Here is an 18,827-nt window from a genome sequence, read left to right as displayed (position 1 = left end):
TTGTGCATCGAACACCGCTCGGAAAAATTGCCAAGCACTCATGCCCCCCATGGTGCGGATAAAGCCACCGTAAACCACCACAATGTGGATCAGCACTGCTAAATAGATTACACCCACGAATTTGGCCAAAGGCAATAAACTTGCAATGCCGTATTCACCGATCACCCATGCCATTAAGCCTAAAACGCCAAGCGGTGTAAGTTGCAAGACCATGCGAGTGACCTGATACATCACCTCTGCGCCCGATTTAATCACTCGACGTACCGGTTCAGCAGGTTCGCCCAGTTTCTGTATAGCAACACCGATAATCGCGGCAAAGACAACTATTTGAAGTACATTGCCTTCACTGAGCGCAGCAAATGGATTAGTTGGCACAAAGTTAAGTAGCACTTGTGAGACGCTCGGAATGATCTTTTCGGTTTGTTCTGTTGCGGTGAGAGCCTGAGCCGGGCTCATATCGATAAGCGTCCCCAGCGTCAAGCCGATAGCACTGGCGATAATGGCTGTCAGCATGAACATACCAATCGTTTTAGCTCCTAAGCGCCCTAGCTTTTGGCCATCGTTTAAATCGGTAATTGCACTGACAATGGCACAAAAGATAAGCGGCGCCACCAACATTTTTATTGCGCGAATAAACAGGTCGCCCAACGGCTTAAGTGCTTGTCCCGCTTCGGGGAACAGAGCACCTACCAGCGCACCTAAAACAAATGCACCCAGTACGCGTTGCCAGAAGGGAATATTAAACCAGAATCTAAACATAGAACGTCCACATCGAGAAAAATGCGGATAATTTAGCGTCAATCAATCGGTCGCCGAAAGAAAATTTTTGACTAGCATATAACTAAAAGACCAAGCCAACGAAAATTTGGCTTGGTCTTATTAATCACGAGGAAGGTCGCTCACAAGAAGGATTGCGTCCTTGTTGATGGGCTTGTTGTACTCGCGCACTCAAGCTTGGTGCGTAGTCTTCTATGGCATCAATACGCGTTTGCGGTGATGGGTGCGTTGATAGTAATTCTGGCGGAGCGCCTTTCGACTGCTTCGCCATATTGCGCCACAAGTCAGCGGCTTCAATAGGCTTAAACCCGGCATCAGCCATGTAGTCGAGACCCAACTGGTCTGCTTCAGACTCGTGAGTACGACTATACGGTAACAAAATACCGACTTGCGCTCCCACACCTAAGGCACTCATCAATAGCGCCGCAGTATCGCTCTCTAGCTCCTTATTGGCAAAAATTGCACCAATTTGAAGCCCCGCGCCGACTGCCATGTTGCTTGATACACGCTCATTGCTATGTTGCGCGATCACGTGGCCAATCTCGTGACCAATCACGGCAGCCAACTGGTGTTGGTTTTCTGCGACATCCAGTAAACCGCGGTAAACACCGATATTGTTTCCTGGCAGGGCAAAAGCATTCACCGTGTCTTGATCAAATACAGTGATTTCCCAATCTGCTTGACTATAGGGTTCGGGTAGCACATCAATCAACGCGTGACTAACGCACTGGACGTAAGCATTCATCGCGGGGTCGTCACTAATCGACGTTTCAGCTTTCATCTGTTCATAAGACTGCTCACCCATTTGATTCAATTGACCCTCGGGTAAAAAAGCTAACTGAGAACGTCCTGTTGGCGACTTTGAGCAACTGACTACTGTCACAGTCGCCAGCGTCAACGCCGCTATTTTCCAAGCCCGCATAATGCCTCCTTTAGGCAAACAATAATGACTTCGTACTAACGATATTAGTCTTAGCTACGCAAGTCATCAAAAAATTGTTTAACACCGTCAAAGAAGCCTTTTTCCTTGGGTCTGAACTTAGCCGCTTCGTCGCCGTGCCCCATCGAACTCTCAAGTTCCTCGAGTAATTCGCGTTGACGCGATGATAAGTTCACCGGCGTTTCGATGACCACTTTACATATCAGGTCGCCGACAGCACCCGTACGGACTGACTTAACGCCTTTGCCACGTAAGCGGAAATGTTTGCCCGTTTGAGTCTCTTTTGGCACCTTCAATTTGACTTTACCTTCTAGCGTCGGTACCTCAATTTCGCCACCGAGCGCTGCCTTGGTAAAGCTCACTGGAACTTCGCAGTATAAATTGTTGCCGTCACGCGCAAAGATAGGGTGTTCACGCACATGCACCTGAACATACAAGTCGCCTGCTGGCGCGCCTTTTTCTCCCGCCTCACCTTCGTTCGCTAAACGAATACGATCACCGGTATCTACGCCTGCCGGAATTTTAACCGATAGTTTTTTGGTTTTTTCAACGCGGCCCTGACCGTGGCAAGTATTACATGGATCTTTGATGATAGACCCCGTACCACGGCAATGCGGACATGCCTGCTGCACAGCAAAGAAGCCCTGACGCATTTGAATTTGACCGGAACCGTGACAGTGACTACAGGTTTCTGGTCGTGTGCCTTTTTTCGCACCTGAGCCGTCGCAGTCCTCACATTCCACCATGGTCGGAATTTGCAATTCGACTTCTTTACCTTTCACCGCGTCTTCTAGCGACATTTCTAGATTGTAACGTAAGTCCGCACCGCGCTGAGGACGCGCTTGCTGACGACGACCGCCACCAAAAATATCACCGAATACATCGCCAAAGATATCAGCAAAATCGGCACCACCGCCACCGAAACCACCGGCGCCCGCTCCGCCACCTTGGCGAGCTTGTTGAAACGCTTCGTGCCCATATTGATCATACATCTGGCGTTTTTGTGGATCCGACAACACTTCGTAGGCCTGTTTAATTTCCTTAAACTTGGCTTCTAACTCTTTATCACCTTTCGTGCGGTCTGGGTGGTACTTCATCGCCATCCGCTTGTAGGCTTTCTTAATATCTCTCTCATTGGCGTCTTTGCCGACACCTAAAATCTGATAATAATCCTGCGCCATAACCGTAATCTTCTGTTGTGATTTTACACCTGTCTAAAATAAATACACGGGCATTACCTTTCGGCAACACCCGTGTTGATATCGAAGTTGCCTAATTAAGCTTACTTCTTATCGTCGTCTTTCACTTCCTCAAATTCAGCGTCAACAACGTCATCATCTTTAGATGATTGTGCTTGCTCTGCACCGGCTTCTGCACCACCTTGTTGTGCTTGCTGTTGCTGAGCAGCTTCCATCAGTTTTTGTGAAGCTTCCATCAACGCTTGAGACTTCGCTTCGATAGCATCTTTGTCGCCGTCTTTAGAAGCTTGCTCAAGTTCGTCGCAGGCGGTTTCGATGGCTTTCTTATCATCTTCTGACAAGGCTTCGCCGACTTCTTTCAACTGATTACGCGTTGCGTGCACTAAGCCGTCCGCTTGGTTACGCGCTTGCACTAACTCTTCAAACTTTTTGTCATCTTCAGCGTGTGCTTCCGCGTCTTTAACCATTTTTTCGACTTCATCCTCATCAAGACCCGATGAAGCTTTGATGGTGATCTTCTGCTCTTTACCGGTGTCTTTATCTTTCGCCGACACATGTAAGATACCGTCAGCGTCAATGTCAAAGGTCACTTCGATTTGCGGTACACCGCGCGCCGCTGCACGAATACCTTCGAGGTTAAACTGACCTAGCGATTTGTTATCGCTTGAGCGTTTACGTTCACCCTGCAATACATGAATCGTTACAGCTGACTGATTGTCTTCTGCGGTCGAGAATGTTTGCGATTCTTTTGTTGGAATCGTGGTGTTTTTCTCGATCAACTTGGTCATTACGCCGCCCATGGTTTCGATACCTAATGACAGCGGACAAACGTCAAGCAGCAATACGTCTTTCACATCGCCTTGTAAAACACCGGCTTGAACAGCTGCACCTAGTGCTACGGCTTCATCTGGGTTGACGTCACGGCGTGGCTCTTTGCCAAAGAAGTCAGTCACGGCCTGTTGAACCTTAGGCATACGTGTTTGACCACCGACCATGATGATGTCTTTAACATCGCTCACTGACATATCAGCATCAGCCAGTGCTTGCTTCAATGGCTCAAGCGACTTCTTAATCAAGTCTTCAACCAACGATTCTAATTTAGCGCGTGTTACTTTAATCGCTAAGTGCTTAGGACCGGTGTTATCAGCCGTGATATATGGCAAGTTGACTTCCGTTTGTTGCGCAGAAGACAGCTCGATTTTCGCTTTTTCGGCGGCTTCTTTCAGACGTTGCATCGCCAAAGGATCTTTACGTAAATCGATGCCTTGATCTTTCTCGAACTGCTCAACCAAGTAGTTAATCAAACGGTTATCAAAGTCTTCACCACCTAAGTGCGTGTCACCGTTTGTCGCCAGTACTTCAAAGGTATGCTCGCCTTCGACTTCGTCGATTTCGATGATCGAGATATCGAACGTACCACCACCTAAGTCATAAACAGCGATAACGTTGTCGCCGGACTTCTTATCCATGCCGTAAGCCAGTGCAGCTGCGGTTGGCTCGTTGATGATACGCTTAACTTCTAAGCCCGCGATTTTACCAGCGTCTTTTGTTGCCTGACGCTGAGCATCGTTAAAGTATGCAGGTACAGTGATAACCGCTTCGGTGACTTTCTCACCTAAAAACTCTTCTGCGGTTTTCTTCATTTTCTTCAATACTTCAGCAGAAATTTGCGGTGGCGCTTTTTTATCGCCATCGATTTCTACCCATGCATCGCCATTGTCCGCTTTGACAATGTTGTAAGGCATAATACCAATGTCGCGCTGAACTTCATCATCTTGGAAACGACGACCGATCAAACGCTTAATCGCAAACAAGGTTTTATTCGGGTTGGTGACTGCTTGGCGTTTCGCCGGTGCGCCTACCAAAGTTTCGCCATCGTCGGTAAATGCGACGACAGATGGGGTTGTACGATCCCCTTCACCGTTTTCAATAACACGAGGTTTGCCGCCGTCTAAAACCGCGACACATGAGTTTGTTGTACCCAAGTCAATGCCGATGATTTTACCCATAATTAATCTCCACTACTTCTATTCTGTTCAAACCGCTCTGGTTTGAGCGTTAATGATTTCGATAACTGTTATTTGGGGGCTGTATCTAAAATTACAAGCCCTAAAACATAATTTCTCTTACAAATTATGCTTTTGTATCCACGCCGCCGTTACTATTACGTGCCACCATCACCATGGCTGGGCGCAGTAAACGTCCGTTGAGCTCATACCCTTTCTGCATAACGGCGATAATCGTGTTGTTTTTGTGCTCCGCCGACTCTTGCATCGACATCGCTTGGTGCAGGTCTGGATTAAAGACCTCGCCCTCTTCGCCGACCGCTTTTACGCCAAATTTATCCAGCGTTGATGTCAGACTTTTATACGTCAGCTCAATACCTTCTAAAAAGCTTTTTAACTCTGGGTTTTCGGTATCAGCCGCTTGCATCGCGCGCTCAAGGTTATCAACACTCGTGAGTAGCTCGTTGGCAAACTTCTCTAACGCAAATTTATGCGCCTTCTCAACATCTTGACTCGCGCGACGACGTACGTTTTCCATTTCCGCCTGACTACGCAATACCGACTCCTTTTGCTCGTTAACTTTGGCTTCGGCCTTAGTTAACGCGAGCTCAAGCTCCGCAATACGGTCCGCTTGATTGTCTGCCGCCGCAGCTGTTTGCTGCTGGGTCTCTGGTTGTTCGTCGCTACCAAGCGCCTGTTCAGCTGCCTGCTCAGCCGCCTCTTTTGCGGCCTCTTGTTGAGCGGCTTCTTGTGCTTGCTGCTCAAAGTTCTCAGTTGTTTGATTTGGTTGCTTATCACTCATAACCCATACTCTTTAAATGTCGAATGAACGTATGCGTTGTTATGTGGGGATAGTCCGATTAAGATTCAAGACCTTTATTTCGCTTGATAAAAATTAACGCAACACGTAGCGTTAACTCACGACTAGAGGATAGCGGTAAGCCCTATGAAACAACCCGCATTTAAGCGCGTCGCGCTTTTAGGAAAAATTAATGATACTGGCACTCGTCACACACTTGAGGCACTTATTAGTGCCTTGTGCGAAAGTCAGTATGAGGTCTGTTTGGAAGAACGCTGTGCCACCCAGGTACAACCAAGCAGTTGCATCGACACGGGCTCACTTGAGAAGTTAGGACAATGGGCCGACATTGCGGTAGTCGTCGGCGGTGATGGCAATATGCTCGGTGCTGCCCGCGCACTGTGTGATCATGATGTGGCGGTTATTGGAGTGAATCGAGGTAACCTTGGCTTTCTGACCGATTTAGCGCCAGAGGACGCAGTGAGCGCGCTGATGGATGTGCTAGCGGGTGACTATGTAAGAGAAGAGCGCTTCTTGCTCTCGGCCTCGGTTAAAGGCGAGTCAGTTAAACAACAAGGTGTGGCGGTGAACGAAATTGTTCTTCATTCAGACAAAGTCGCTCACATGATCGAGTTTGAACTTTATGTCGACGATCAATTTGTCTTTTCGCAACGTTCCGATGGCGTCATCATCGCGACACCCACCGGCTCGACGGCATACTCTCTGTCCGGCGGTGGTCCTATTCTGCATCCTAACCTAAATGCTATTACCTTGGTCCCCATGTTTCCGCATACACTGAGTAGTCGTCCGATTGTACTCGACGCAAACTCCCGAGTACGACTACGTGCAGCCAAGGACAACGATCATTTACAAATCAGTTGCGACGGTCATGGGCGTCTTGATGTCATGCCAGGTGATGAGGTCATTATCGAAAAACACCCGCATACCTTGACGATGGTGCATCCGACAACACACAGCTACTACCATGTATTACGTAACAAATTGGGTTGGGGCAGCCGTCTTTTCTAACTGACTAAAAAAAAGTCACTCTTTGCATTGCAATTGCACAATAATACTGTATAACTACTGTATATACTGTATAGGTAAACAGTATTACTGTTCTTTTTATTGTGAGGAGCCCAGCCATGTTGACTGAGTTACACATTCGCAATTTTGCAATCGTCAAGCAGTTAGATATCGAGTTTAAAAACGGGATGACCGCCATTACCGGTGAGACCGGTGCGGGTAAATCTATCGCACTGGATGCGCTCGGGCTATGCCTGGGTGGACGTGCCGATGCCAACTGGGTGAGACCGGGCTGCGACAAAACGGACATCAGTGCGCGCTTCACTATCACTCACGACAGTCCCGCTCACCGCTGGCTCGTCGACAACGAGTTTGATGATGACCTCGAGTGTGTATTGCGCCGTACTATTAGTAAAGATGGTCGTTCACGGGCTTGGGTTAACGGCGCACCAGTGACGCTCACACAGCAACGCACATTAGCGCCAACATTGGTCAATATTCATGGTCAGCATGAACACCAGCTGTTGGTAAAAGAAGAGCACCAGCGCGAATTACTTGACCAGTTCGCTCAGCATGCTGAACTTATTACAGAAGTACAAGAAAGCTACCGTAACTGGGCGGCTACCGAAAAGCGTTTTCGCCAACATCAGCAGCGCAAAGAAGAATTGGCAGCACAGAAACAACTAATAAGTTATCAGGTTAAAGAGCTTAATGAATTTAATATCGGAGAGGGCGAATTTGAGCAACTTGAGAGTGACCACAAACGGTTGACTCATGTTCGCGCCTTAACGGAAAACAGTGCCTTTGCTCTAAATGCGCTTTATGACGGCGAGCACAATAATGTATCGGGACTCATTCAAGCCGCCCACGGCCGATTGGAAGAATCAGCCGAGCTCGATGAGCAGATTCAGCCTATTTTAGCACTGCTTGAACAAGCTAAAGTTCATATCGAAGAAACAGCATTAGAACTGCGTAATTATCAAGACCAATTAGATATTGATCCTGAGCAACTCGAAGTCACTGAACAACGGATGAGCCAAGCGATTGCGCTCGCTAAAAAACATCATGTCGCGCCACTCGACCTTTATCAACATCATCAGCAGTTGCAACAACAATTGGATGAACTCGAACGCGCTGAGGAAGATAACGAACAACTCGCTGAGCAACGTCAAGCATTACGCACCGTTTATCGACAAGCGGCGCTTAAGCTGTCGACAAGCCGGAAAAAAGCAGCGGACAAACTGAGTGCCGAAATTTCCCGCGCCATGCATAAGTTAAACATGCCCCATGGTGAATTTGTCATCCAAGTTGATCATGATGACAAAGCCACAGCAACGCTCTGGGGCACCGACGAAATCTGCTTTACCGTGACCACCAACCCTGGGCAGCCGCTACAAGCGCTTAGTAAAGTTGCATCGGGCGGGGAACTATCACGCATCAGTCTTGCCATACAGGTCATGTGTGCCAATCAAAATACGGTACCGACCATGATGTTTGACGAGGTCGATGTCGGTGTGAGTGGACCCACCGCAGCGGTTGTGGGTTCAATGTTACGGAGTCTAGGCGAGCAGTGCCAAATTATCTGTGTCACTCACTTACCGCAAGTGGCTGCTAAGGGACATCATCAAATGCAGGTACTCAAACAAACCGATGGCGCACAAACAGAAACGCAAGTTTGGCAGCTTAACGAAGAACAGCGAATTGATGAGCTCGCTCGCTTATTGGGTGGCGATAGCATTACCGAAAAAACTAAAGACAACGCCCGGGAGTTACTTATTCATTAAGTTTTCCTGCGCCAATGCTAGCTAACTCGGTTTTGTTTGTTTATCATCGGTGACAACATTTAACGGTAAGAGTAGTTAATGAAACAAATCGGAAAAACTTTGGCCGCTGTTGCGGTCGTCGCAGGTCTCTCAGGTTGCTCAGTGTTAAACGATTGGGTATATCGAATTGATATTCCTCAAGGTAATTACCTTGAACAACGCGATGTCGACAAATTACGCGTAGGTATGTCACAGGAACAAGTTGCTTACGTATTAGGGCGTCCGGTCGCTGAAAACAGCTTTAACAGCGAGCGTTGGGTCTATGTTTATGACATGAATCCAAATGAGGGTGAACCTTTCCATAAGGAATTGATACTCGATTTTGAAGACGGTCAACTCGCCCGTTTGTCGGGTGATTTTGATAAACCAGAAAACTTCGATACCCCGCTCGAACCTTAATGGGATAAGTTCCTATGACGCAACCGCTCATAGAAGAGCTCGGTGAAGTTATAAAGAGCCCAAAAGATCCGCGGTCTTTCCGTACACTAAAACTGCCCAATGGACTGTCAGTGGTGTGCGTTCAGATCCCACACAGTAAAAAGGCATCGGCATCGCTGGCTGTGCGCGCGGGTCATTTCAATGACCCGCTTGAAACCCAAGGTCTCGCCCACTTCCTAGAACACATGCTGTTTTTAGGGAACGAACGCTTTCCGGATGCTAACGAGTTCCCCGAGTTTTTGAGTGCCTACGGTGGACAACAAAACGCTTGGACAGGCTCTGAATTCTGTAATTTTTTCTTTGACTGTCAAACCCGAGCTCTCTCGCGAGCATTAGATTATTTCTCCGCGATGTTCATGGCGCCGTTATTTGACGAGTCCTTAATCAATAAGGAACGTCAATCAATCGACTCTGAATTCCGCTTAAAAGAGAAAGATGAACTTCGGCGTTTATATCAAGTACACAAGACAACATGTAACCCCGAGCATCCCTTTAGTAAGTTTTCGGTAGGTAACATGGATACGCTGGCAGAAAGCGATAGCCACTCGTTAAAAGACCAGTTAAGTGAGTTCTTTCGTGCTTTTTTCAATGCCAACAACATGCGGCTTACCATCGTTGGCGCGCAACCGGTTGATGAACTCGCCGAGTTGGCGCAACACTACTTTTCGGACATCAGCAGCGGTCAAGAAAATGATCCTAAATCGCTCGAGGCGCTGCCACTGTACTTACCCTCCCAGTTAGGCGTATTCATTCAAGTTAAGCCCGTGAATCCGGCTCGTCGTCTGATCATCACGTTGCCCCTCCCTGGCATTGATGACGACTATAAGAATAAAACAACTAGCTTTATTGCTCACATTCTTGGCTATGAAGGCCCTCATAGCCTCTATGCAACGCTTCGGGCGCGTGGATGGGTTAATAGCCTCTCCGCGGGCGGCGGTATGAGCGGTAGCGGCTACAAGGATTTCAACTTAAATATTCAGCTTACTGAGGCAGGTGTTGTTCACGCCCTACAAGTAGCGCAGGCGGTGTTCAACTATATTCAGTTGATTGCAAGTTCTGGACTCGAGGCTTGGCGCTACGAGGAGAAACGGCTCACTTCCGAACTTTCATTTCACTTTCAAGAGACACCGCCCGCCGGTGAACTGGCTCCTCAACTGTCTGTTAATGCGCACCACTATCCCATCCACGATGTGGTTTACGGAGACTACCGCATGGATGGACTGTCGGTTGCTCGAGCTAAACAAACACTGTCTTTAATGGCGCCCGAACGTGCCCGTATCACGCTGATCCATGGCGATGTAGAGACCGATCAACAAACAGAGTTATATCACACACCCTTTAGTATCCGTGCATTGACAAAAGAGGAATTAAACACTCTTAATAGCCCAGCGGGCACTTTTAGTTATCAACTACCAGCGCAAAACCCTTATATCACTTCTCATGTTGAACCTTACCCGCTAGAGCGCGAGCTCAGAGAGCCCGTGGCGTTGATAAAAAGCGACAATGTCACCATCTGGCATTTACAAGACCCTGATTTTAGAGTGCCCAAAGGGCATATCTATTTAAATCTCGAATCGCCAGCGGTCAATCAGTCGGCGACTCACTTCGCTGCGGCACGTCTTTGGTCGGAACTATTAATCGATTCGCTGAATGAAGCACTTTATGACGCTGAGGTCGCTGGCTTACACTTTAATATTTACCCGACCCAGTCCGGTATGACGATTCATACAATGGGTTTATCAGCGGGTCAATTGCCACTACTACAACAGTTAATGAAGCAGGCTTGGAAAGTAAAATTTAAGCGTGGTCGATTCAATTCTATCGCTCAGCAACTTAAGCATAACTGGCAGTCCGCCCACAACAATCAGCCGCTCAATCGACTGTTTGCTGAGCTTAATTTGACACTACAGCCGTGCCTGTTCTCGCTCTCCGATATGGCCGAAGGCTTGAACTCATTAGACTATAAAGGCTTTTCGCAATTAAGTAGCGAGCTTTTTAACTCCATGGGGGTGTCGGCTTTAATACATGGCGATTGGCAAGCTAAAACCGCTTTTGAATTACATCAACTGATACGTGACAGCGCCTCAGGACGGTTAACGGCCTCCCCTCCTCAATTACAACCTAAGCGTCTTGAACCTCACACGCACATTCACCGAACCGTGGAGCAAGCGACTGGCGACAATGCCGTATTGGTATACTTTCAGGGCGATAACGACAGTGCTGAACAGCAAATTACGTGGATGTTAGCGCAACAGTTGCTTAATGCGAGTTTATTCGACGAACTCAGAACCCAGCGGCAACTGGGTTATGTCGTTGGGAGCCAGTATTTCCCTGTTCGACGCCTACCGGGTTTCATGGTGTTTGTGCAATCACCGACGCATAACACGTCCGCCTTACAGGAACATATTCACACCGTATTGCACGATAAAATTGAACAGCTCGACAACGTGCTGACATTACAGCGCTGGAAGCATGCTAAACAAACCCTATCTGAGCAATTAACGATAAACGATCGCAGTTTGCGCGCCCGTAGCCAACGCTTTTGGGGAGCGATTCAAATGGCCGAAACTGATTTTGATCGTAACGTTGAAATGAGCGCCGCTCTGGAGCGACTACAACTGTCCGACTGGATAAGTGAGGTAAAGCGTTTAGTTATTAAACAACCTCGTAAAATTGTACTGTTGTCATGCCAGTAGGAGATATTATAATAGCTTTGACAGTCAAATCGCTTTAAGTTAGCTTGTAACACTGAGTTAACAAATAATAAGAGCTGTGTAGCAGCCAACAATCGGGTCCTTCAGTTGCGTGCTTTAACCATCACTTTAGTTTGCCTCGTGTTTAGCTTGGCTCTGTTTAATCCAACCTGTCAAGCTCATGATAACCCTCATGTGACTCAGCAAATCAGCGCGCCCATTATTGATATAGAAACAGGACCACGCGGATTTATTTGGCTTGCGACATCGCAAGCGCTCTATCGGTTTGATGGTTCTACCCTTCGCGAAGTTCAATTTAGCAATGTGCTACAACCACAAGATTTACCGCAATTGCACTGTCTTACTCGTAGAAAAAATGACGCTCTATTGATTGGCAGTGATAAGGGTATTTATCAGCTACCGTTTGCATCTAGCGCTTTAGAAGCGTCAATGCGTTTGAGCAGTGAACACTTACTTGATGCGCGTATTCACCAGATTGCGATACCTCAATCAACACCTCTTTTGGCAGTCAATAAACACACGCTACTCGTGGAGCATCAAGGCGAATTACTCCCACAACCATTACAATATGACGACGAGCCAATACGTAATCTTCATTTCGTTAAGCCGGTTGGCGATTGGACTTGGTTAGGTGACGGCAAACAAGTTTATGTTTGGGATGGACTGGGGAGTAACTTATTTAAATTAACTATCGACAACCCAGTGACCGAAAAGTTACCACCCGGTCAGCTCGTTGATATTGCCGAAACTGATCATGTTCTCTATCTGCTTTACACGGATAAACTGGTTCGACTTGACCAACGCTATCGGCTCATTGATGAGACACCGCTAACCAACCTTGGTATCGCCGACCTGCCGTTACAATTAAATGTAATGCCAAGTGGGGAGTTAAAACTGCTCACCCAAGCAAAGTTATATGAACTCTCATTAACACCAAGCGGTCAATTCAGCGCGACCCAAACGGCTCGCACCAAACATATCAAAGGCCCATGGTCGCAGCATTACGTAAGCGGCCAGTTTGAGATCCTACTCAATACAAAAGGATACATTGAGGTTTTACACGCTCCCCCCACCTCGGACAATGCACTCTGGGTCAGTGCCGAAGCGGCGCCATCCGGTCAGGTCAATATCGACTATGCGATCGCGTCATTCGATCTGGAACAGCCGCAGATGTTTGAATACCGAATTGAACCTCTACAAACAACTTGGCAAAAGACATTTCAGCCCTTACAAAGACTCAGCCTAAAAAATTTAGAGGACGGACAGTACACGCTTGATGTCAGAGCATACCTACCTGAGCAAGATAGCTGGGTAAGCGCAAGTCAGTCCTTTACAGTTAAAGCGAACGGCTTCACAGCGATGCACTACCTATCGATGATTATCGTGCTTCTTGCACTTGCCATTTTATTCATCTTCCTTTTACTTAAACGAAAAGCCCGTGCTTACCATAAACTCACCGAAGCACATACGTCGTTGCATCAATTACTCAATGGCACCCAACAACAAGTTTGGCATTGGAACCTCGTCAATAGTGAAGTTGAGCGTGTGCACATATGGTCACACTGCCCACATTTTCCTCTTGATGGTGTAAGATTTGGACTCGGCCAATCGGACCAAAGTAACGTTCACCCAGACGACATAGGTGAGCTAACTGCGGCATTGGAGCAGGTAAAATCGGGTCATATCTCTCATTATCAATGCACTTATCGAATTAAGAACGGCCAACAATGGCTGTGGGTACTTGAGCGTGGCGAACTTGTTGCAGCCGAAACGTCAGGAAAGCCAATCAAAGTACAGGGTACGCTGAGCGATATTTCCGATATTATCAATAGTGACGAGCGCATTGATATGCTCGCAACCTCGCTAACAAATATTTCAGATGGCATCTGTATCTTCGATCGGTTCTTTAGAAAACGTGAAATCAACACGGCATACGAACGAATTACCGGTTATCAGCGAGAACAAGTCATTGGTCAGGCGTTCGCACTGCCACATTACGATAGAGATTTTACGGATCAAATCAAACACACAGTGCTTCGGGAAGGAAGTTGGTCCGGCGAAGTCACCGACTTCAATGCGGATGGCGCCGAGTTACTCCTCGAGCTCACGTTAGATGCCGTTCGCAATGACAGTGGCGAGATCAAATTAATTGTCGCAAGCTTTTCTGATATTACTGAACGTCGTAATACGGAGAATGAATTACGCCGGTTATCAAATACCGACAGCCTCACCGGTTTGCCAAATCGCTCATACTTTCAGGTAAGTCACTCAAATCTGGTTCGCAAACGAGTCGCTCATGCACTGTTGTTGTTCGATTTAGACGACTTTAAGCGTATCAATGATTCTCTTGGTCATGAAGTGGGCGACGAACTTTTATGCCGAGTCGCCGACCGACTCGCTGAATTAGGTCGCCGGCAAGACACGCTTTATCGCCTAGGCGGGGACGAGTTTGGCATTCTCATCGAAGATAACACAGATATTAACGTCATCAGCACCATCGCCCAACAGGTGAATACTGAAATAGCAAAAGCCTATCGTATTAAAGGACATGAGATCGCCTTAGGTAGCTCAATTGGCATCGTGCTTTATCCTCACGATGCACATACCTCACAAGAGCTTCTACAAAAGGCAGATACGGCGATGTATCATGCTAAACAAAGAGGCGGCAATTGCTATCAGTTCTTTAACGCGTCGATGAACGAAAATGCCATCCAGCGTCTCGTGTTGGAGAGTCAAGTGCGTCACGCGATTCGCACCCATCAAGTCGAGGTGTACTATCAACCGAAAATGGAAATTGCGACGGGACATATTTCCGGGATTGAAGCACTCGCCCGCATTCGCGACGAATATGGTCAGTTCATCAGCCCCGCGCAGTTTATTCCACTGTGCGAAGAAACAGGTCTGATTATTCCGCTTAGTGAACAAGTATTACGTACCGCTTGTCGAGACATGCGCCAGCTACTGACGCTACAAGGTGCGCCTCGCAGTGTTGCAATTAATCTGTCGGCAAGGCAATTCACTCAATCGAGCTTAGCGTTGTTTATCGAACAAGTGTTACAAGAAGAGGAAATGCATCCCCGCCATATCGAGTTTGAGATTACGGAAGGCATGGTGATGAGCGATCCCGAGCGCGCGATTGCGATGCTGGAAAACCTTGCAGATATGGGCGTACAACTTGCACTTGATGATTTTGGCACGGGCTATTCTTCACTCGCTTATCTCAAGCGTTTCCCTATGCATACCCTTAAAATCGACAAAGAGTTTGTCGATGATATTACCTTTGATGAACGCGACCGTAAGATGGTCGAATCCATTATTGGCATGGCGCATAACTTAGGTTTAAAGGTGGTTGCTGAAGGCGTTGAAGAAAAAGCTCAATTGGATATTTTAGAACAATTACAATGTGAATATATACAAGGGTTCTACTTCGCAAAACCGATGAGCGCCGAAGCGCTCATCGAATTCATTACTAAACAGCAGCCTGCTTACTCATAAAAGCGCTTACCCTGCTCAGCCATTTGCTTCAGCAGCGGCGCGGGTTGATAACGATCACCGCGTTGCTCTGCTAAGCGTTCCATACGCTTCACAATACTGCCAATACCCTCGGCATCCATATAACGGAATGGACCGCCTCGGAATGGTGGGAAACCAATACCAAACACCGAACCAATGTCGCCATCACGCGCACTGCGAATAATGCCCTCTTGCAGGCAATAAGCCGCTTCGTTAAGCATTGGCAAAACACACAGCTCAGCAATTTCATCACCTTCATGCTTCGCCTGTGGTTCAATATTCAGTAAACCGTACACTGATTTATCAACCGGCTTGCCTTTCACACCTTTACCATATTGATAGAAACCTTTGTTGTTTTTCTTACCCTTACGACCATCATCAATCAGTTTGTCGAAAGCCGCAGGCGCCTCAAAGCGCGTACCGAGCTCTTTGACAAGAATCGGCGCAACTTTAGCGGCGACGTCGATTCCTACCTCATCTAAGAGCGTAATCGGACCGACTGGAAAACCAAATTTAACCAAAGACTTGTCAATATGCTCAATAGGTTCACCCGCGATCAACAAACGCGCCGCTTCGTTCATGTAAGGCGCCAAGATACGGTTAACAAAGAAACCGGCGCCGTCTTTAACAACGATAGGTGTTTTGCCTTGCTTTTTAGCCAACGCAACCGTAGTGGCAATGGTTTCCTTGGACGTATTTTCGTGAGTAATAATTTCCGCGAGTGGCATTTTATCGACCGGCGAAAAGTAATGCAGACCGATGACGCGATCGGGGTGTTGAGCGCCTTCGGCAATCTGCGTGATCGGTAGTGAGCTGGTGTTAGTCGCGAAAATGACGCCATCCTTACCATTGTTCTCGACATCAGCGACCATTTTTTTCTTCAGGTCGAGATCTTCGAACACGGCTTCAATCACTACATCAACTCGGTCAAACCCGGAATAATCAAGCGAACCGCTCAGCGAGAGCATGGTTTTCTCTAACTCCGCACGACGCATATGACGGCGTTTAACTTTTTTATTCAAACGCTCGTAGCTGTAATGCAGTGCGTGAGTAATACCCTCAGGACTAATATCCTTGATGCGCGCTGGGATACCGGCTTTGGCCGCAGTCACAAAGGCAATACCACCGCCCATCAAACCACCGCCTAAAACACCCACACGCTTAATATCCGCTGGCTTAACACCATCCGCGCCGGTCTCTTTTTTCATTTCCGTTGTGGCAAAGAAAATCTGTCTAAGCTGATAAGACTCAGGGGTCATAGCGAGTTCACCAAAAGCCCGCGCCTCATAGTCAAGACCCGCATCGCGACCGTTTTCGACGCCTGTTTTGACCGCCTTAATGATCTTATCGATGGCGGGATAATTGCCCTTCGCTTTAGCCTGCGCCTGCTCACCTGCCTTTTTATAAATGATGCCACGACCATAAGCGGTCGCCTCAAGCAACTTGCTCATGCCTTTTAGGTTCGCCTTTGAAGGCTTAGCTTTTGCCTTTTTAGCCTGTTTAACAGCAGCTTCTAGCAAGATTGATTGCGGTACAATCTCATCGACTAAGCCCGCCTTGAGTGCTTGCTTAGCGCGTAACTGCTTACCGGTCAGGATCATAGTGAGACCTTGCTGCACGCCGACCAATGCCGGTAAACGCTGTGTTCCACCAGAACCGGGCAATAAGCCAAGTTGCACCTCTGGTAACCCCAGTGCCGTTTTATCACTGTCGGTACACACACGCACGTGGCACGCCATCGCTAATTCAAGCCCACCCCCTAAGCAGGCACCATGAATGGCTGCAACAACTGGCACATTAAGCTGTTCGATACGATCAAACATGGCTTGACCTTTGCGCGCCAAACTCTCTGTATCAGCCGCGGTTTCACAATCATTAATCATATTAATGTCGGCACCCGCAATAAAAGAATCGGGCTTACCGCTAATAAATACGACCCCTTTCAGGTCACTATTATCTTCGAGGCGGTTCATCAGACGACCCACCTCATCAGCGAAGCTATCTTTTAAAGTATTCATGCGTTCGCCGGGAACATCGATGGTAATTACCGCAATACCATCATCTCGAACAGCTAAGTGAAATGCGTTATTGTCTGTCATTATTCGCTCTCCAAAATCATCGCGGCGCCCAAGCCGCCAGCGGCACAGGCCGTTGTCAACGCGGTTCCGCCACCACGACGACGTAATTCATACAACATCTGTGTAATCATCCGTGTACCGGTCGCTGCAAACGGGTGCCCGTAAGCAATAGAGCCACCCAAGACATTAAATTTCTCCGGGTCAACCTCGCCAATTGCCGCATCACGTCCTAATTTTTCTTGCGCAAATTTCTTACTTGCAAACATTTTGAGGTTGGTCAGCGTTTGTGCCGCAAACGCCTCATGCATGTCAATTAGCGTTAAATCGTTGAGCGTCATTCCCGCACGATCGAGGGCAATAGGCGTGGCATAGCTTGGACCCATCAACATATCCTGCTCGACTTCGAGCGCAGCAAATGCGTAGCTACGCAGGTAACCTAAAATAGGATAACCCAGCGCCTTGGCACGGCTTTCCGTCATCATTAATACCGCCGAAGCACCATCGGTCAGCGGTGTTGAATTAGCCGCTGTCACTGTGCCATGTTTCTTGTCAAATACAGGTTTGAGCTTACCGAGTTTCTCTAAAGAAGAATCACCACGAATGTTGTTATCTCTATCAATGTGCTTTTTATACGGCTCTGGATAAGCGGTCATGACCTCATCATCAAGGTAGCCTGCTTCCCACGCTTCGTGCGCGCGGCGGTGAGAGTTCACCGTTAATTGGTCTTGGTCTTCGCGTGAGATATGATGGCTTTTTGCCATTTGCTCCGCAGTTTGCCCCATACTCAAACCTGTTGAATACTCTGCCACGGCAGGTGGCACAGGGAGTAAGTCCTTTAGACCCAGACGACGTAAAATTGCGATCCGTTGGCCTAAGCTTTTTGCTTTATTCAAGTCGACCAATGCGCGGCCTAGTTTTCGGCTCACACCAATCGGTAACACCGACGATGAATCAGCGCCGCCAGCAATACCGATATCGACATGCCCTGCCATCATGGCTTCGGCGATATTAACCGCTGACTGGAAACTCGTCGCGCAGGCTCGGGTTACACTGTAAGCATCTGTTGACACGGGAAGCTCCGTGCCGAGCACGATCTCACGGGCAATATTGGGTGCAGCTGGCATCTGTACCACCTGTCCAAATACCAATTGCTGTACCAATTTACCGTCAATTCCCGTACGATTGATAAGCTCTTGGACGACCATTTTGCCGAGATCGACAGCGGGAATGCCATGAAAGTCTGTTGCCTGGCGTGCGAAAGGTGTTCTAAGCCCCGCAACAAAAGCAATGCGGTCCCCTTTCGGTGTTAGCAACCGTTCAGTTGCAGACATATGATTTCTCCATTAAAAATTAAGCGTCAAATACTGGTCTGACCACACAAGATGTTACAAATTCTAGCTGTTTAATCTACAGATTAAAACCTTGGTTTTCGTTAAAGTAGAGAACACCATTGAAAATAGCATGCTTAGGCTGCATAACAATACAGCTGAGCACAAATCATTCGCAACTAAGAT

At 47.7% G+C, this 18,827-nt stretch carries 12 protein-coding genes; 5 read left to right on the top strand and 7 right to left on the bottom strand.

Features of this window, described 5'->3' with window-relative positions:
• The 5 genes from ABNS04_RS06225 to grpE form a co-directional block, all read right to left on the bottom strand.
• Positions 1–759 (bottom strand): dicarboxylate/amino acid:cation symporter (locus tag ABNS04_RS06225; RefSeq protein ID WP_348671233.1); only part of this gene is annotated, 759 nt, incomplete at its 3' end.
• Positions 760–883: 124 nt separating this feature from the next.
• On the bottom strand, positions 884–1,699 hold the full coding sequence (locus tag ABNS04_RS06220; RefSeq protein ID WP_272977895.1) for a M48 family metallopeptidase: 816 nt from the start codon (positions 1,697–1,699) through the stop codon (positions 884–886).
• A gap of 50 nt (positions 1,700–1,749) precedes the next feature.
• Positions 1,750–2,898 (bottom strand): molecular chaperone DnaJ, encoded by a 1,149-nt coding sequence (dnaJ, locus tag ABNS04_RS06215; RefSeq protein ID WP_272977894.1) that lies wholly within the window; start codon positions 2,896–2,898, stop codon positions 1,750–1,752.
• Between the two features lie 101 nt (positions 2,899–2,999).
• Entirely contained in the window at positions 3,000–4,925 is a 1,926-nt protein-coding gene (gene dnaK, locus ABNS04_RS06210; protein ID WP_006955152.1) for a molecular chaperone DnaK, read from the bottom strand.
• Between the two features lie 124 nt (positions 4,926–5,049).
• Entirely contained in the window at positions 5,050–5,724 is a 675-nt protein-coding gene (gene grpE, locus ABNS04_RS06205; RefSeq protein ID WP_006955151.1) for a nucleotide exchange factor GrpE, read from the bottom strand.
• Between the two features lie 144 nt (positions 5,725–5,868).
• Between grpE and nadK the strand changes: the two genes are divergently transcribed.
• The 5 genes from nadK to ABNS04_RS06180 all read left to right on the top strand — a co-directional run bounded on the left by nadK (position 5,869) and on the right by ABNS04_RS06180 (position 15,217).
• On the top strand, positions 5,869–6,750 hold the full coding sequence (nadK, locus tag ABNS04_RS06200; protein ID WP_348671232.1) for an NAD(+) kinase: 882 nt from the start codon (positions 5,869–5,871) through the stop codon (positions 6,748–6,750).
• A gap of 116 nt (positions 6,751–6,866) precedes the next feature.
• Positions 6,867–8,531, top strand: coding sequence for a DNA repair protein RecN (gene recN / locus ABNS04_RS06195; RefSeq protein WP_006955149.1), 1,665 nt, complete (start codon positions 6,867–6,869; stop codon positions 8,529–8,531).
• 78 nt (positions 8,532–8,609) lie between these two features.
• On the top strand, positions 8,610–8,969 hold the full coding sequence (bamE, locus tag ABNS04_RS06190; protein WP_006955148.1) for an outer membrane protein assembly factor BamE: 360 nt from the start codon (positions 8,610–8,612) through the stop codon (positions 8,967–8,969).
• 14 nt (positions 8,970–8,983) lie between these two features.
• The gene (locus ABNS04_RS06185) at positions 8,984–11,704 is read left to right on the top strand and encodes an insulinase family protein (RefSeq protein WP_348671231.1); all 2,721 of its coding nucleotides are present in this window, start codon (positions 8,984–8,986) and stop codon (positions 11,702–11,704) included.
• Positions 11,705–11,851: 147 nt separating this feature from the next.
• Positions 11,852–15,217: a GGDEF domain-containing phosphodiesterase gene (locus ABNS04_RS06180; RefSeq protein ID WP_272977616.1), complete on the top strand. Its 3,366-nt coding sequence runs from the start codon at positions 11,852–11,854 to the stop codon at positions 15,215–15,217.
• Here ABNS04_RS06180 and fadJ read toward each other — a convergent pair.
• Both fadJ and fadI read right to left on the bottom strand, forming a co-directional pair.
• The gene (gene fadJ, locus ABNS04_RS06175) at positions 15,208–17,334 is read right to left on the bottom strand and encodes a fatty acid oxidation complex subunit alpha FadJ (protein WP_272977614.1); all 2,127 of its coding nucleotides are present in this window, start codon (positions 17,332–17,334) and stop codon (positions 15,208–15,210) included. The genes ABNS04_RS06180 and fadJ overlap by 10 nt on opposite strands.
• On the bottom strand, positions 17,334–18,644 hold the full coding sequence (fadI, locus tag ABNS04_RS06170; RefSeq protein ID WP_006955144.1) for an acetyl-CoA C-acyltransferase FadI: 1,311 nt from the start codon (positions 18,642–18,644) through the stop codon (positions 17,334–17,336). Before fadI ends, fadJ begins: the two co-directional genes overlap by 1 nt.
• Positions 18,645–18,827: the final 183 nt, after the last annotated feature.

The sequence above is a fragment of the uncultured Idiomarina sp. genome (assembly GCF_964010655.1).
Classification (GTDB): Bacteria; Pseudomonadota; Gammaproteobacteria; order Enterobacterales; family Alteromonadaceae; genus Idiomarina; species Idiomarina baltica.
This window is presented reverse-complemented; position numbering and strand designations above follow the sequence as displayed.

Bases quoted from the DNA above. Each gene is read 5' to 3' on its own strand.
- ABNS04_RS06220 (WP_272977895.1), bottom strand. From the start codon at position 1,699: ATGCGGGCTTGGAAAATAGCGGCGTTGACGCTGGCGACTGTGACAGTA.
- dnaJ (WP_272977894.1), bottom strand. From the start codon at position 2,898: ATGGCGCAGGATTATTATCAGATTTTAGGTGTCGGCAAAGACGCCAAT.
- dnaK (WP_006955152.1), bottom strand. From the start codon at position 4,925: ATGGGTAAAATCATCGGCATTGACTTGGGTACAACAAACTCATGTGTC.
- grpE (WP_006955151.1), bottom strand. From the start codon at position 5,724: ATGAGTGATAAGCAACCAAATCAAACAACTGAGAACTTTGAGCAGCAA.
- nadK (WP_348671232.1), top strand. From the start codon at position 5,869: ATGAAACAACCCGCATTTAAGCGCGTCGCGCTTTTAGGAAAAATTAAT.
- recN (WP_006955149.1), top strand. From the start codon at position 6,867: ATGTTGACTGAGTTACACATTCGCAATTTTGCAATCGTCAAGCAGTTA.
- bamE (WP_006955148.1), top strand. From the start codon at position 8,610: ATGAAACAAATCGGAAAAACTTTGGCCGCTGTTGCGGTCGTCGCAGGT.
- ABNS04_RS06185 (WP_348671231.1), top strand. From the start codon at position 8,984: ATGACGCAACCGCTCATAGAAGAGCTCGGTGAAGTTATAAAGAGCCCA.
- fadJ (WP_272977614.1), bottom strand. From the start codon at position 17,334: ATGACAGACAATAACGCATTTCACTTAGCTGTTCGAGATGATGGTATT.
- fadI (WP_006955144.1), bottom strand. From the start codon at position 18,644: ATGTCTGCAACTGAACGGTTGCTAACACCGAAAGGGGACCGCATTGCT.